Origin of the sequence: Streptomyces sp. NPDC047982 (assembly GCF_043204165.1) — a bacterium.
Taxonomy (GTDB): domain Bacteria; phylum Actinomycetota; class Actinomycetes; order Streptomycetales; family Streptomycetaceae; genus Streptomyces.
On sequence record NZ_JBIDBS010000002.1, the window covers coordinates 245,365 to 261,005 of the forward strand.

The window sequence follows — 15,641 nt, forward strand, 5'->3', positions numbered from 1 at the left end:
CGACCAGCACACTTCATGCGACCAATGGCGGTGGCGGGGGCGGTAGCAGTGGCGGACCGGGGCGTGGTCGCGGCGGCTGCGGTCTCGGACCCGGACGACGGCGACCGGCGCGTGGGAGCAGGGACGGTGTGGCGGCGTCCGCGCGCCGTCGCGCGGACGCGCTCATGGGAGGGGCGGACGGCGGGCCCGGCACGCGGTCCGCTCCGGGGACGCCCACCGGCCCGGATCCCGACTCGCTCCTGGCGCCGAGCCCGTTACCGGCAACGGCGTCGGACCCCGTTCCCGCATCAACCCCCCGTTCGAGAACGGCGCCTGCACCGGCCGGGTCCCCGGGCCACGGCTTCGTCGCACCGGGACCGGGACCGCGGGCGCGAGCGGGGTCCGCGCTGCGGGAGCGGATTCCGGTATGGATCCAGCTCAGGTGTGGGGTCGAGCCCAAGACCCTTGCCGCGCTGGCCGTTGTCCTGGCCGTGGCCGTGGGCTTCGCGGCGGCGCACTTCTGGTCGGCACGTCCCCATCCCGTGCGGCCCCCCGATCCGGTCGGCGCGGCCGTGCGTGCCGGGGCGTCGCAACCGGCGACCGATGACGCTGCCGTCCCCGGGCCGTCGCCCGGAGTGGCGCCCGCCGGAGTGGAGGCCGTTCATGTCGTCGTGGACGTGAGCGGGAAGGTGCGGCGGCCGGGAATCCAGCGACTGCCGTCCGGTGCGAGGGTCGCCGACGCACTGCGGGCGGCGGGCGGCGCCCGGTCGAATGTCGACCTCACCGGGCTCAACCGGGCGCGGGTCCTCGTGGACGGGGAGCAGATCGTGGTGGGCGCCCCTGTGGGCACTCCCGCCGTCAACAGCGGTGCGCCCGGCGGCAGCACGGGCGGCGGTCCAGGCCCCGTGACCGGGCCGGTCAGTCTCAACAGCGCGACCGTCGATCAACTCGACACACTGCCGGGCGTCGGACCCGTGCTCGCTCGGCACATCATCGACTACCGCGCACAGCACGGCGGCTTCCGGTCGGTCGACGAGCTGCGCGAGGTCAACGGCATCGGCGACCGGCGGTTCGCCGACCTCCGGCCATTGGTGGGGCCATGAAACCGGCGGGGACCCGCGCGGTGGCGGGCAGTCGGCTCGGGACGTCCGACGGGCGGCGGGAGGGGCCGGTTGACCTGCGGCTGGTCCCACCCGCGATCGCGGCCTGGGCCGGGGCGGCGCTCGCGCTGAGCGCGCCCGGGTGGTGGACGGCGACGGGTGCGACGCTCTGCGTCGGCACGGCCCTGTTGCTCCTGGCGCTGCGGAGGGGCTCGACGGCCGGTGGGCTCCGTGGGCCCGGTGCCCGTACCGGGGGAGAGCCGGTCGATGACGGGAGGACGGCAGGTGGACGGTGGTCGTACACCACCGCGACCGCGACCGCGGCGGTGCTGCTCTGTGCCGCCGTCGGCGCCGCGTCGGCCGGACTGCACGGCGCGGACGTACGACAGGGGCCGGTGCACGACCTGGCGGAGCGGTTCGTGAGCGTCGAGGCGGAGGTGACCGTGACCTCCGACGCGCGGCGCACCATGCCACGGGTGCGCGGCGACCACAGCACACCCGTCTCGCTTCTCCTGGACGTCGAGATCACGCGGCTGACCGGGCCCGACGGCGCGGTCACCCGACTGAGCACGCCCGTGTTGCTGATCGTCCCGCCCGGTGGATCGACGGCCCGGTGGCAGCAACTGCTCCCCTCCACCCGACTGCGCATCGGCGGCCGACTGGCGCCGCCGCTGCACGAGGGGGAGCGCAGCGCCGCCGTGCTCCGGCCGGAGGGCAAGGGCCCGCCCCGCATCATCGGGCCGCCCTCCTTCGTCCAGCGCACGGCGGGTGCGCTGCGAAGCGGTCTGCGGCGGGCGACCGATCGGCTCGATCCCGATGCCCGGGCGCTCCTGCCGGCCCTGGTGGTCGGCGACACGTCGAGGATCCCGCCGGAACTGCATGACGCGTTCCGGGCGACCGACCTCACCCACCTGATGGCGGTCTCGGGTGCCAACCTGGCTATTCTGCTGGTCCTCCTGATCGGGCCGCCGGGCACCGCGCTGCGCGCCGAACGCCGTGGCCTGGCGCCCCGGCTGGGCATCTCGCTGCGGCTGACCGCCGTGTTCGGCGGAGGGCTCACGCTCGCCTTCGTCATCGTCTGCCGACCCGAGCCGAGCGTGCTGCGGGCCGCGGCCTGCGGACTGATCACCCTGCTCGCCATCGGTACGGGCCGCCGCAGATCGCTGATCCCCGCCCTGGCCGCGGCGACCTTGCTGCTGGTGCTGTACGACCCGTGGATGGCGCGCAGTTACGGTTTCGTCCTCTCCGTGCTCGCCACCGGAGCCCTGCTCACCATCGCGCCGAACTGGCGCGACGCGCTGCGGCGGCGCGGGGTCCCGCCACGGGTCTCCGAGGCGCTGGCTGCGGCGGCCGCCGCCCAGGCGGTGTGCGCGCCGGTCGTCGTGCTGCTCGCCTCGCGCGTCAGCCTGGTGGCCGTCCCGTGCAACCTGCTGGCCGAGTTCGCGGTCGCACCGGCCACGATTCTGGGGTTCGCCGCGCTCGCCGTCGCGCCGGTGGCCATGCCCGTGGCGGAATGGTCGGCCCGGGTCGCCGGATGGCCCGCCGGGTGGATCGCCTCGGTGGCCCGCACCGGAGCGGCGCTGCCCGGGGCCACGGTCGACTGGCCCGACGGCGGGAAGGGGGCGGTGCTGCTCGCCGTGCTGACGGTTCTGGTGGTGCTGTTCGTCCGTCGTGCGGTGCGCCACCCATGGGTCTGCTCGGCGGCCGCGCTGCTCCTGGTCCTCGCGGTGCTCCGCCCGGTGCCGCTCACCCGGGTCCTGACCGGATGGCCGCCTCCCGACTGGGCGTTCGCGATGTGCGACGTGGGACAGGGGGACGCGTTGGTGCTGGCCGCAGGGGGTGCCAGGGGCGTGGTCGTCGACACCGGACCCGACCCGGGGCTCGTCGACCGGTGCCTGGACGACCTGGACATCTCCGAGGTGCCGCTCCTGGTGCTCACGCACTTCCACGCGGACCACGTCCGGGGACTGCCGGGCGTGCTGCGCGGCAGAGCCGTGGGGGCGATCCAGACGACGAGCCTGGACGAACCGCCGGACCAGGCCGCGTTCGTACGGAGAACGGCCACCGCGTCGGGCGTTCCCCTGGTCCGGGCCTTCCCCGGTGAACGCCGACGGCTCGGCCCGCTCGACTGGCAGGTCCTCTGGCCGGCGGGAGGTGCGGGGCCGCACGGGGCGGCGAGCGGTGCCGCCGTGCTGCCGGGGGAATTCCTGCCGAGGGAGCCGAACAATGCCAGCATCACTCTGTACGTCCGGACCGGCGGGCCGACGCTGTTGCTCCTCGGCGACCTCGAACCCCCGGCCCAGCAGGGGCTGTTGCGAAGACATCCAGAGCTGCCCCACGTGGACGTGCTCAAGGTCGCCCATCACGGTTCCGCCCATCAGGACCCCGCTCTGACACGCGGCGTGCACCCGAGGCTCGCCCTGGTGAGCGTGGGCAGGGACAACCCGTACGGGCACCCCGCTCCGCAGACTGTCGACGCGCTCAGGGCGGGCGGTGCGGCAGTGCTCCGCACGGACACGGACGGTGCGATCGCCGTGTCGGGAGCCGGGGCGGGACTGCGGGCGGTCGGTCGCTCGTGAACGCCACCGCGACGGGCCGTCATACCGCCGCCCGTGCGGGCGTGTCGCGTCGGCCGTGTCTGGGCCCCCTCCACAGGCACGGCCGCGCGGGCCGGCGTGGGCACCGTCCCGACGAGAACGGCGTCGGGCACGGACGGGGCCGGTTCCGGAGCGCCCGATCGGTGTGACCTCGACCGCAACGAGGCCGTGCGCCAGGCGCTTCGGCGTCGGCGGCCGATGCGCCGTGCCACCGGCCGCGGTGCGGATGGAACGGCTAATTCGGACCTTCGGTCATACCTCTACGCAAGAACCTGCGAGCTGCTCTGTTTGCCTCGAACGCCACATTGGTGGTCGAATGCAATCTCGTCGGTGGGGCGGTGCTCCGACGCGTATGTCCAGTGGTCAGGCCCCAAGGTGACTCACCCCAGGGGGTAGGCAAGACATGTTCGGTCGCTGGCTGCGAAGCAGGGGAACGACGAGCGTTCCGCGTGGTCATGCCCTCACCGGGCTGGATGTGCCGCAGACCGCCGGAGTGCTCAGCTGTCGCGTGCTCGACCCGGTCGACGATGTCGTCCAGCAGGCCGAGTTCGTCGTCACGGACAGCGCGGGCCGGAAGGTGGTCGGCGGTGAGACGGATCCGTACGGCAACGTCCTCGCCACCGTCCCGGCCGGCGAGTACCGACTGGCCGTCACGGCCGAGGGCTTCACACCGTTCCACGGCACGGCCACGGTCGTCGAGGGCGGCCACGCGAGCCTCGGCGACATCACCCTGCAGATCGTTGCGCCCCCGCAGCTCCCCACCCCGGGCGAGTGGGAGGTGGAGCCGACGCATTCGCAGATCGGCTTCACGGTCCGGCACATCGGCATGGCACGCATCCACGGTCGGTTCAACACCTTCGCCGGGGCCGTCCGGATCGCCGACCGCATGGAGGACTCCGCCATGCACGTGGTCATCGACGCCGCGTCGATCGACACGAATGTCCGGATGCGTGACGACCATCTGCGGTCCAGCGACTTCCTGGACGTCGGCCGCTATCCGACGTTGGAGTTCTACAGCGACCGCTTCGTCCACCGCGGCGGCACCCGCTGGGGCGTGACCGGCGCGCTCACGCTGCACGGCGTCAGCCGCACGGTCACTCTGGATGCCCAGTACCTCGGCCTGGGCAGCGGTCTGGAGGGCGAGACCCGGGCCGCCTGCCGGGCCACCACGGAACTGCACCGCGAGGACTTCACCCTTACGTGGCAGACCATGCTCGCCCGGGGCATCGCGGCCATCGGCTCCAGCATCTCCATCGACCTGGACATCCAGATCGTCCCCAAGGCCGGACAGGGGAGCTGATCAGGGCCACGCCCCCCGCCCTCACGGGGTCTCGAGCCAGCCCTCGTACTGCGCGGCGAGCGCGTCGAGCGCCGAAGCGTCCAGTCGGCCCGACGGATCCTCCACGATCACCAGCCACTGGGCGTCCTCGGCGTCGTCCTCGCCGGCCAGCGCGTCACGTACGAGCTGTGGCTCCTCGCTCACCTCGAACCGGTCGCCGAGTTCCTCGGCCACTTCCTCCGCGGCGTCGCGGTCCGGCAGGACCAACACATGTCTCACATCACTCACCTGCACATTCTCCCGTACGGAGCAGACCGTGTGGTCCTGTCCGGCACGGCTCCCGGCGGGCGGTCGGCAGGCACCCGGGGACGGCCTTCGTACTGCCGCCTGCCGTGTGCCGCCTGCTGTGCGACGCCCGGCGCTTCCCCGGCCTCCCGGCTTCGTTCGGGCGGGGAGACCCTCATCCCTTGCGGCGTTGCCGAATTGTCCTCGCGCGTTCCGGGCGAGGGTGGTCCCCCGTGCTGCGATCGCACACGCCGGACGCCGTACGTACGGCCCGGTCCGTGGCGGGCGCTGGCAGTTCAAGGGCAGTTTGATGGCCTTTTTGGTGTCCGTCGGTCCGTGCGGCGGCAGGGAGCCGGGCGGCGGGCCCGCCGTGTCAGACAGTGGCAGAGCCACGACCGCCGGAACCGCCTCCGCGTATCAATGTCAGTGGTGCGTGGGATGCTGGACGGCGATGGCCACCAGAAGGAATTCGACCGACGACCCGCTCGCCCCCGTCACGCTCGCCGTGGGACAGGAGGACCTGCTCCTCGATCGTGCCGTGCAACAGGTGGTGGCGGCGGCCCGTGCCGCCGACCCCGACACCGACGTCCGCGGCCTCAGCCCCGACCAGCTCCAGCCCGGCACCCTCGCCGAGCTGACGAGCCCGTCGCTCTTCGCGGAGCGCAAGGTGGTGGTCGTGCGCAACGCGCAGGACCTTTCCGCCGACACGGTCAAGGATGTCAAGGCGTATCTGGGCGATCCGGTCGAGGAGATCACCCTCGTTCTGCTGCACGCGGGCGGAGCCAAGGGAAAGGGGTTGCTGGACGCGGCGCGCAAGGCGGGGGCGCGGGAGGTCGCGTGCCCGAAGACGACCAAGCCCGCCGAGCGGCTCTCCTTCGTACGGTCGGAGTTCCGGACGCTGGGGCGGTCCGCGACCCCCGAGGCGTGCCAGGCGCTGGTCGACTCGATCGGCAGCGATCTGCGGGAGCTGGCCAGCGCGGTCTCGCAGCTCGTCGCGGACGTCGAGGGCACGATCGACGAGTCGGTCGTCGCGCGCTACTACACGGGCCGCGCGGAGGCGTCGAGCTTCACCGTCGCGGACCGTGCGGTGGAGGGGCGGGCGGCGGAGGCGCTGGAGGCGTTGCGCTGGTCGTTGTCGACCGGCGTGGCACCCGTGCTGATCACCAGCGCGCTGGCGCAGGGCGTGCGGGCGATCGGCAAGCTCTCCTCGGCGCGGGGCGGGCGGCCCGCAGACCTCGCCCGTGAGCTGGGCATGCCGCCATGGAAGATCGACCGGGTGCGTCAGCAGATGCGGGGATGGACGCCGGACGGCGTGGCGGTGGCGCTGCGGGCGGTCGCGGACGCGGACGCCGCGGTCAAGGGCGGTGGCGACGATCCGGAGTACGCGTTGGAGAAGGCCGTCGTGGCAGTCGCCAGGGCGGCGCGATCACGGCGCTGACCGGTACGGGCGTACCGGCCGGCACGGTTGCGGGCGGGCCGGTCCGCCGCTTGCGGGGCCCGGCTCGGGGCGTTGACCGGCACCGACGCCTGAACGGGGTCGTCCGGCTGCGTACGGAGCCAGGGTCGGGTCCGGGCCTCGGGTCCGGGCCGCGCTCGACCTCTCCGGGCCAGGGCCGGGCCAGAGGACGGAGCCCGAGCCTTACCGGAGGACAGAGCCTTACCGAAGGGCGGAGCCTCGCCGGACGGCAGAGTCGTACCGAAGAACAGAAGCCTCACCGAAGGGCAGAGCCCTGCGGGGAGCGGGAGCCGGGAGCGGGAGCGGAGTCTCGCCAGGCCGGGGGAGCGGAGCCTCGCCGGGGGCGGAACGCGGAAATGGCCCGTCGGAGCCGCACCGGGCATCGGGGCGGGGGCCTTCGGCATGCCGAAAGCCCCGACCCGCTCCGGGGAAGAGCGGGGCCGGGGCCTTCGGGTCACATCTGGTGCGCCGCACCCGCGTGGCGAACGCAGGTTCGGTGTGCGGCACGGGGGCCGGGCAGGGGCGGGAGAGAGGGCCCGCTGGTCCGTTCCGGCAGGTGGATCTCAGACAGCTCAGCCCTGGAGGGAGGCAACCTTGGAGGCCAGCGCCGACTTCTTGTTGGCGGCGGCGTTCTTGTGGATGACACCCTTCGAGACGGCCTTGTCGAGCGCGCGGGAGGCGTCGCGAGCGGCCGTGGTGGCCTTCTCGACGTCACCGGCGGCGACGGCCTCACGGGCCTTGCGGATAGCGGTCTTGAGCGAGGACTTGACGGCCTTGTTGCGCAGGCGCGCCTTCTCGTTCGTCTTGTTCCGCTTGATCTGGGACTTGATGTTCGCCACGAAAGAGCCTTTTCAGGTTCGTTGGATCTTCGATGTGTGCCCCGCGGCCTGGGAGAGTCACGAAGCACAGCTGTCAACGGTACCAGCCACGCTCCGACCGGCCCAAACCGGTCTCCGCCCCGCAACCATGGGACGATGGAGGCTACGTATCGATCCGACCGACCCGACATCGACCCGAGACACGGCGTTCGGCGTCTCAAGAATCAGGACCCTGCGTGCCCGCGACTCCTACCAACGTGCCCGAGCCGAGCCGTACCGACCCGGCGCTGATCCGCAACTTCTGCATCATCGCGCACATCGACCACGGCAAGTCGACGCTCGCCGACCGGATGCTCCAGCTGACGGGCGTGGTCGACCAGCGGCAGATGCGCGCCCAGTACCTCGACCGCATGGACATCGAGCGCGAGCGCGGCATCACCATCAAGTCCCAGGCGGTCCGTCTGCCCTGGGCCCCGACCACGGGCGAGGACCAGGGCCGCACCCACGTCCTCAACATGATCGACACCCCGGGCCACGTGGACTTCACCTACGAGGTCTCGCGCTCGCTCGCCGCCTGCGAGGGCACGATCCTGCTCGTCGACGCCGCGCAGGGGATCGAGGCCCAGACGCTGGCCAACCTCTACCTGGCGATGGAGAACGACCTCACCATCGTCCCGGTGCTCAACAAGATCGACCTTCCGGCCGCCCAGCCGGAGAAGTTCTCCGAGGAGCTGGCCAACCTCATCGGCTGTCGGCCGGAGGACGTGCTCAAGGTCTCCGCGAAGACCGGCGTCGGCGTGGACGCGCTGCTCGACCGGGTGGTCCGGGACATCCCGGCCCCGGTCGGCCGGGCCGACGCCCCCGCCCGCGCGATGATCTTCGACTCGGTCTACGACTCGTACCGCGGCGTGGTCACGTACGTCCGTGTCGTCGACGGCCAGCTCAACAAGCGCGAGCGGATCCGGATGATGTCCACCGGAGCCACCCACGAGCTGCTGGAGATCGGCGTCTCCTCCCCGGAGATGACCGCGGCCGACGGCCTCGGCGTCGGCGAGGTGGGGTACCTCATCACCGGTGTGAAGGACGTCCGGCAGTCCAAGGTCGGTGACACGATCACCTCCCAGCACAAGGGTGCGGACGAGGCGCTGGGCGGCTACAAGGACCCCAAGCCGATGGTGTTCTCGGGTCTGTATCCGCTGGACGGCTCGGACTATCCGGACCTGCGCGAGGCGCTCGACAAGCTCCAGCTCAACGATGCCGCCCTCGTGTACGAGCCGGAGACCTCGGCCGCGCTCGGCTTCGGCTTCCGCGTCGGCTTCCTCGGCCTGCTCCACCTCGACGTGATCCGCGAGCGCCTGGAGCGCGAGTTCGGGCTCGAACTCATCGCCACCGCGCCCAACGTGGTCTACCGCGTCGACATGGAGGACGGCACCGAGCACACCGTCACCAACCCGAGCGAATTCCCCGAGGGCAAGATCGACCAGGTGCACGAGCCCGTCGTGCGCGCCACGATCCTCGCGCCCAGCGAGTTCATCGGCGCGATCATGGAGCTCTGCCAGAGCCGCCGCGGCGCCCTGCTCGGCATGGACTACCTCTCCGAGGACCGGGTCGAGATCCGCTACACCCTGCCGCTCGCCGAGATCGTCTTCGACTTCTTCGACCAGCTGAAGTCCAAGACGCGGGGGTACGCCTCCCTCGACTACGAGCCCACCGGCGAGCAGACCGCCCAGCTCGTCAAGGTCGACATCCTGCTGCACGGCGACAAGGTCGACGCGTTCTCGGCGGTCACGCACAAGGACAAGGCGTACGCGTACGGCGTGCGGCTGGTCGCCAAGCTGCGCGAGCTGATCCCGCGGCAGAACTTCGAGGTGCCGATCCAGGCGGCCATCGGTTCCCGGGTGATCGCCCGTGAGACCGTCCGCGCCATCCGCAAGGACGTTCTCGCCAAGTGCTACGGCGGTGACATCTCCCGTAAGCGGAAGCTGCTCGAGAAGCAGAAGGAAGGCAAGAAGCGGATGAAGATGGTCGGCAGCGTGGAGGTGCCGCAGGAAGCCTTCATCGCGGTGCTGTCCACGGACGAGTCGGGCGGGGACGGCAAGGGCAAGAAGTAGCTCGGCCCTTTCCTCGCCGGGTTCGTACCCCGTGAGGCCACGGCGGGCCCCCGTGTCGCAGCGTGCCGCGCGACACGGGGGCCCGTTTGTTATGAAGCGGCGGCCCCTTGCCTCTTACGCGGCGGACGCGGGCCCTCTACCCTGATCACGGCCTCGTGGTTACTCGCCAGTTAAACAAGTGGGCTGGGCACTGCGGGGTGAGCCTCAAGGGGCAGGTGCCGCGCGGGGCGTGTCCGGCTCGCGCGGGACGGCGAGTACACGGACGCACGAAGGAACGCGGTACCGGCCCGAGGGAAACGCAACACGGAACAGCAGCGCAGCAGGAAACAAGCAGCCACACGTAGCCACCAGCAGCGACCAGCAGCCGGTCGTGAAGCACCGCCGCAGGCCCGGAGGATGTCGTGAGCGACACACAGACCCAGATCGAGAACCGACCGCCCTCCGTGGCGAACCTCTTCATCGACCGCGTGGCGGCGACTCCGAACGGGGAGGCGTACCGCTACCCGGTTCCCTCGGCCACCGGCGAGGGGCCCGATGACTGGAAGTCGCTGAGCTGGGCGCAGACCGCCGAGCGGGTGTACGCGATCGCGGCGGGACTCGTCGAGCTGGGCGTGCGGCCGGAGGAGCGGGTCGCGCTCGCCTCCGGCACCCGGGTGGAGTGGATCCTCGCCGACCTCGGCGTGATGTGCGCGGGCGCCGCCACCACCACCGTCTACCCGTCGACCAACGCGGACGAGTCGGCGTTCATCCTCTCCGACTCCGAGAGCAGGGTCCTGATCGCGGAGAACGCGGAGCAGCTGGCCAAGGCCCGCGAACGCCGCGACGGGCTGCCCCACCTCGCCCACGTCGTCGTCATCGACCCCGAGGGCGCCGGACCCGCCGAAGGCGACCCCGAGGGCTGGGTGCTCACCCTCGCCGATCTGGAGGCCCGGGGCGCGAAGCACCTGGCCAAGCACCCCGACGCGGTCGAGAAGCGGGTCGCCGCCATCACTTCCGACCAACTGGCCACCCTGATCTACACATCCGGTACCACCGGCCGCCCCAAGGGAGTGCGCCTGCCGCACGACAGCTGGTCGTACATGGCCAAGGCCACCGTGGCGACCGGTCTGATCACCAAGGACGACGTCCAGTACCTCTGGCTGCCGCTCGCGCACGTCTTCGGCAAGGTCCTCACCTCCGGCCAGATCGAGGTGGGGCACGTCACCGCCGTGGACGGCCGGGTCGACAAGATCATCGAGAACCTGCCGGTGGTCCAGCCGACGTACATGGCCGCCGTGCCCCGCATCTTCGAGAAGGTCTACAACGGTGTCGCCGCCAAGGCGCGGGCCGGCGGAGGGGCCAAGTACAAGATCTTCCAGTGGGCGGCCGCGGTCGCCCGCGAGTACGCGACGGTCTCGCAGGACAACTTCCGGCGCACCGGCACGTCCTCCGTCCCGTTCGCCCTGGGGGTCCGGCACAAGATCGCGGACACCCTCGTGTTCGCCAAGATCCGTGAGGCGTTCGGCGGCCGACTGCGCGCCTGCATCTCCGGTTCCGCGGCACTCGCCCCCGACATCGGATACTTCTTCGCGGGCGCCGGCATCCACATTCTGGAGGGCTACGGCCTCACCGAGACCAGCGCTGCCTCCTTCGTCAACCCGGGCGAGGCGTACCGCACCGGCACCGTCGGCAAGCCGCTTCCCGGCACCGAGGTACGGATCGCCGACGACGGCGAGATCCTGCTGCGCGGCCCCGGTGTGATGCAGGGCTACCACGGGCAGCCGGAGAAGACCGCCGAGGTGCTGGAGGCGGACGGCTGGTTCCACACCGGGGACATCGGCGAACTGTCCGTGGACGGCTACCTCCGGATCACCGACCGCAAGAAGGACCTGATCAAGACGTCCGGAGGCAAGTACATCGCCCCGGCGGAGATCGAGGGGCGGTTCAAGGCGGTCTGTCCGTTCGTCTCCAACATCCTGGTGCACGGCGCGGACCGCAACTACTGCACCGCCCTCATCGCGCTCGACGAGCCGACCATCCTCGGCTGGGCCGCCGAGAACGGTCTGGGCGGGAAGCCGTACGCCGACGTGGTCGCCTCCCCGCGGACCGTCGAGCTCATCGAGGGCTACGTGCAGCGGCTCAACGCGGGGGTGCAACGCTGGCAGACCATCAAGAAGTTCCGGCTGCTGCCCCGCGATCTGGACATCGAGCACGGTGAACTGACGCCAAGTCTGAAACTGAAGCGGCCCGTCGTCGAGCGCGAGTACAAGGACCTCATCGACGACATGTACGTGGGAGCCCGCGAGGCGTAACCGCGCATTCTCGCCAAGGCGCGGCGGCATCCGCAGGGCGCCCGGCGCCGCAGCTCCCCACCGCACCCCGCCGCCCGGCATCGAGGCCCGCGGGGTGCGGTGACAGGGGCTTTCGGGCCGGCCGCACCATGAGGCCGGTCCGCATTCTTCTCCGCTCACTTCGGCAACTCACCGCTTATGGGCCTGGTCCATCTGTCAGTCTGTCGGTGTCGTCAGAGGCTTCCAGCGAGAACAGACAGCACCGAGAACAGTCAGAGCGAGAACAGGTCAGGAGCTGCGCCGTGGGGTCCATTCCCTTGCAGCGGGACATCGTTCAGCGTCCCGGTATCACCGTCGGCCGTGCGGATGAGCGGCAGGTGGCCCGTACATCTCTGCCCGGAAATCTCCTTGCCCCTGCCGCCGGTCGCCGGTTCGTGCGGGCCGCGCTCACCGAGTGGACCGGGAGCGGACTGCCCGCGGCCGTGCGTGTCGGCGAGCGTCTGGCCGACGACGCCTCGGTCGTCGCCAGCGAGCTGGTCACCAACGCGGTCGTGCACGCCGGGACCAACGTCGAGCTGCTGTGCCGACTGGAGTCGGCCACCGAGGACGACGCCGCGGCTCTGGTGCTGGAGGTCTCCGACCACCACCCCGCCCGTACCGTGCGCGGCGAACGCCCGGAGGACGGCGCCGCGGCGGACGACGGGACGGCCACCGGCTTCGCCGCGCCCACCGGTCCCGCCGAGTACGGTCGCGGGCTCCAGCTCGTCGGCACCCTCGCCGAGCGCTGGGGCATCACGTACCGCACCGGCCTCAAGACCGTCTGGGCCCGGCTCCCCGTCGACGACTGGAACCCCTTTCCCGAACCATCCGCAGAAACCGGATTCCAGCAGGGGCTGCGCGCCGCCGAACTGCTCGCCCCCACGGCCCGCCGCGCCTTGCGCGACGACGCGGACTGGGCGGGCCGGGGCGCGCTGTCGTTCCTCGCCGAAGCCTCGGACCTGCTCGCCGGTCAGCTCGACGAGGACATCGTCGCGGCACTCGCCGGACAGTTACTGGTGCCCAGGCTCGCCGACTGGTGCGCGATATGGCTGGAGCCCGAGAACGGCGGTCCGGCGGCCGTGCCCCGGCTCGCCAGCGTCTGGCACCGGGACGAGACCGAGACCGCGCCCCTGCGCACGGTGCTCGAACAGGATCCCATCCGGCTGCCCGAACGGGTCGGCACCGGTCCCGTCTGCCTGCCCTGGCCCTGGGGCGAGGAGGAAGAGAAGGCAGAGCAGGCAGGGGAAGAAGGGCGAGGAGAGGAACCGGAGGCGCGCGCCGGGGCCGCCTTCGCCTACCGCATCACCTCGGGCGGCCGCACGCTCGGCGCCGTGCTCCTCGGCCGGGAGGGCGCGGGGCGCGTCCCCGACGAGGTGACCGCCCTGATCGAGGACTTCGTCCGCAGGGTCGGCCTCGCCGTCGGCGCCGCCCGCGCCTACACCCGGCAGGCCACCATCAGCCGCATCCTGCAACGGGCGTTGCTGCCCGGCAAGGTCGCCGACATACCCGGGGTGACCAGCGCGCTGGTGTACGAACCCAGCGACGACGGGGTCGTCGGCGGCGACTTCTACGACATCTTCCCGTGCCCCGGCGACCGCTGGTGCTTCGTCCTCGGCGACGTCCAGGGCAGCGGCCCCGAAGCCGCCGTCGTCACCGGCCTCGCCCGGCCCTGGCTGCGGTTGCTGGCCCGCGAGGGCTTCGGCGTCGGCGAGGTGCTGGACCGGCTCAACCGGCTGCTCCTCGACGACGCGATGGAGGCCGCCGAGGCGGCCGCCCTCATGGTGGCGGCGGCGGGCGGTCAGCAGACCGCGGACACCGGGCAGTCCCGCTTCCTGTCCCTGTTGTACGGGGAACTCGTCCCGCTGCCGGACGGCGGTGCGCATTGCACCCTGGCCAGCGCCGGACACCCCCTGCCGTTGCTGCTGCGGCCCGACGGCGAGGTGCGCCCGGCCGCCGAGCCCCAGATGCTGCTCGGGCTCTTCGACGATGTCGCGTACGAGAGCCAGGACTTCGATCTGGCCCCGGGCGACAGCCTGTTGTGCGTGACGGACGGAGTGACCGAGCGGCGTTCCGGAACCCTGATGTTCGACGACGGGGACGGTCTGGCGCGGGCACTGGCCGACTGCGCCGGTCTGTCGGCGGACGGCATCGCGGACCGGATCAAACGGGCCGTGCACGAGTTCGCCGAGCGCCCGCCGGACGACGACCTGGCGCTGCTGGTGCTCCAGGCGGGGTGAGCAGCCCGGGCTCCGGGCGGGCGCGGGACCGGGCCCGGGGCCGACGCCGGACGGTGCGGACGACGGCGGTGGCCAGGCGCGGGCCGTACGCCGGGGCTCGTGGTCATGGGCATGGCCGGGCGTCTCCGGCCGACGGGGGACAATGGGCGGTATGCCTTCCGTACTGCCCGATGGTGAACCCGTGCCCGACGACGGGGCGCTGCCCCGCCATGCCCTGGAAGGCGCCGCCGACCGTCCGCTCGGCTTCTACCTCCACGTGCCCTACTGCGCGACCCGCTGCGGCTACTGCGACTTCAACACCTACACCGCGACCGAGCTGCGCGGCTCCGGCGGCGCCCTGGCCTCCCGGGACAACTACGCCGCCCATCTGATCGGCGAGGTCCGCCGGGCCCGCGAGGTCCTCGGCGACGATCCGCGCCGGGTCCGTACGGTCTTCGTCGGCGGCGGGACGCCGACGCTGCTGGCCGCCGCCGACCTGGTCCGGATGCTGGGGGCGATCCGCGACGAGTTCGGTCTCGCGGACGACGCCGAGATCACCACCGAGGCAAACCCGGAATCCGTCGGTCCGGCGTATCTGGCCGAACTGCGGGAGGGTGGCTTCAACCGGATCTCGTTCGGCATGCAGAGCGCCCGGCAGCACGTGCTGAAGGTCCTGGACCGGACGCACACTCCCGGACGGCCGGAGGCGTGTGTCGCCGAGGCGCACGCGGCGGGCTTCGACCACGTCAACCTCGACCTGATCTACGGCACGCCCGGCGAGTTGGACGACGACTGGCGGGCCTCGCTGGACGCGGCGATCGGGGCCGGTCCGGACCACGTGTCCGCGTACGCGCTGATCGTCGAGGAGGCCACCGGGCTGGCCCGCCGCATCCGGCGCGGCGAGATCCCGATGACCGACGACGACGCCCACGCGGACCGGTACCTCATCGCGGACGAGGCGATGACGGCCGCGGGCTTCTCCTGGTACGAGGTGTCGAACTGGGCCCGCACGCCCGAGGCCCGCTGTCTGCACAACGAGCTGTACTGGCGCGGGGCCGACTGGTGGGGCGCCGGGCCGGGGGCACACAGCCACGTCGGAGGCGTGCGCTGGTGGAACGTGAAGCATCCGGGGGCGTACGCGCAGGCGCTGGCCGAGGGACGGTCGCCGGGCGCCGGGCGCGAGATCCTCTCCGCCGAGGATCGCCGGGTCGAGCGGATCCTGCTGGAACTGCGCCTTTCGGACGGCTGCCCGCTGTCCCTGCTGAAGCCGGAGGGGCTGGCCGCGGCCGGCCGGGCGGTCGAGGACGGGCTGTTGCAGCGGGAGCCGTACGGGCGGGGGCGGGCGGTACTCACCCTGCGCGGGCGGCTGCTGGCCGACGCGGTGGTACGGGATCTGGTGGACTGAGGAAGCGGGGCGCGGCCGGACGGATGCGGTGCGGCCGCGGCGGGCCGTGTCCTCTCCGAGACCGGAGCGTCCCCGGACGCGCGCCC

The 15,641-nt window shown here is 72.1% G+C and carries 10 protein-coding genes; 8 read left to right on the top strand and 2 right to left on the bottom strand.

The window, feature by feature from the left end:
• Positions 1-656: 656 nt before the first annotated feature.
• The 3 genes from ACGF2V_RS02965 to ACGF2V_RS02975 all read left to right on the top strand — a co-directional run bounded on the left by ACGF2V_RS02965 (position 657) and on the right by ACGF2V_RS02975 (position 4,976).
• On the top strand, positions 657-1,082 hold the full coding sequence (locus ACGF2V_RS02965; RefSeq protein WP_392910533.1) for a helix-hairpin-helix domain-containing protein: 426 nt from the start codon (positions 657-659) through the stop codon (positions 1,080-1,082).
• A complete protein-coding gene (locus ACGF2V_RS02970; RefSeq protein ID WP_362704306.1) occupies positions 1,079-3,658 on the top strand; it encodes a ComEC/Rec2 family competence protein in 2,580 nt (859 codons plus the stop codon). The genes ACGF2V_RS02965 and ACGF2V_RS02970 overlap by 4 nt, the downstream gene beginning before the upstream one ends.
• 421 nt (positions 3,659-4,079) lie before the next feature.
• Positions 4,080-4,976: a YceI family protein gene (locus tag ACGF2V_RS02975; protein WP_362624443.1), complete on the top strand. Its 897-nt coding sequence runs from the start codon at positions 4,080-4,082 to the stop codon at positions 4,974-4,976.
• 21 nt (positions 4,977-4,997) lie between these two features.
• On the opposite strand, the gene ACGF2V_RS02980 is transcribed toward ACGF2V_RS02975, so the two are convergent.
• Positions 4,998-5,243, bottom strand: coding sequence for a hypothetical protein (locus ACGF2V_RS02980; RefSeq protein ID WP_362624442.1), 246 nt, complete (start codon positions 5,241-5,243; stop codon positions 4,998-5,000).
• A 448-nt stretch (positions 5,244-5,691) separates the two neighbouring features.
• Here ACGF2V_RS02980 and holA point away from each other — a divergent pair, with 448 nt between their 5' ends.
• Positions 5,692-6,678, top strand: a complete 987-nt coding sequence (gene holA / locus ACGF2V_RS02985) for a DNA polymerase III subunit delta (RefSeq protein WP_362704308.1) — start codon at positions 5,692-5,694, stop codon at positions 6,676-6,678.
• A gap of 590 nt (positions 6,679-7,268) precedes the next feature.
• Here the strand turns inward: holA and rpsT are convergent.
• Positions 7,269-7,535, bottom strand: a complete 267-nt coding sequence (gene rpsT, locus ACGF2V_RS02990; protein WP_073787504.1) for a 30S ribosomal protein S20 — start codon at positions 7,533-7,535, stop codon at positions 7,269-7,271.
• 215 nt (positions 7,536-7,750) lie between these two features.
• Here rpsT and lepA point away from each other — a divergent pair, with 215 nt between their 5' ends.
• The 4 genes from lepA to hemW all read left to right on the top strand — a co-directional run bounded on the left by lepA (position 7,751) and on the right by hemW (position 15,555).
• Positions 7,751-9,625, top strand: a complete 1,875-nt coding sequence (gene lepA, locus ACGF2V_RS02995) for a translation elongation factor 4 (RefSeq protein WP_362624440.1) — start codon at positions 7,751-7,753, stop codon at positions 9,623-9,625.
• Between the two features lie 401 nt (positions 9,626-10,026).
• Positions 10,027-11,916 carry an AMP-dependent synthetase/ligase gene (locus tag ACGF2V_RS03000; protein WP_362704310.1) on the top strand — a complete coding sequence of 630 codons (1,890 nt, stop codon included), beginning with the start codon at positions 10,027-10,029 and terminating at the stop codon, positions 11,914-11,916.
• A gap of 296 nt (positions 11,917-12,212) precedes the next feature.
• Positions 12,213-14,171, top strand: a complete 1,959-nt coding sequence (locus tag ACGF2V_RS03005; RefSeq protein WP_362624536.1) for an ATP-binding SpoIIE family protein phosphatase — start codon at positions 12,213-12,215, stop codon at positions 14,169-14,171.
• A 142-nt stretch (positions 14,172-14,313) separates the two neighbouring features.
• The gene (gene hemW / locus ACGF2V_RS03010) at positions 14,314-15,555 is read left to right on the top strand and encodes a radical SAM family heme chaperone HemW (protein WP_362704313.1); all 1,242 of its coding nucleotides are present in this window, start codon (positions 14,314-14,316) and stop codon (positions 15,553-15,555) included.
• Positions 15,556-15,641: the final 86 nt, after the last annotated feature.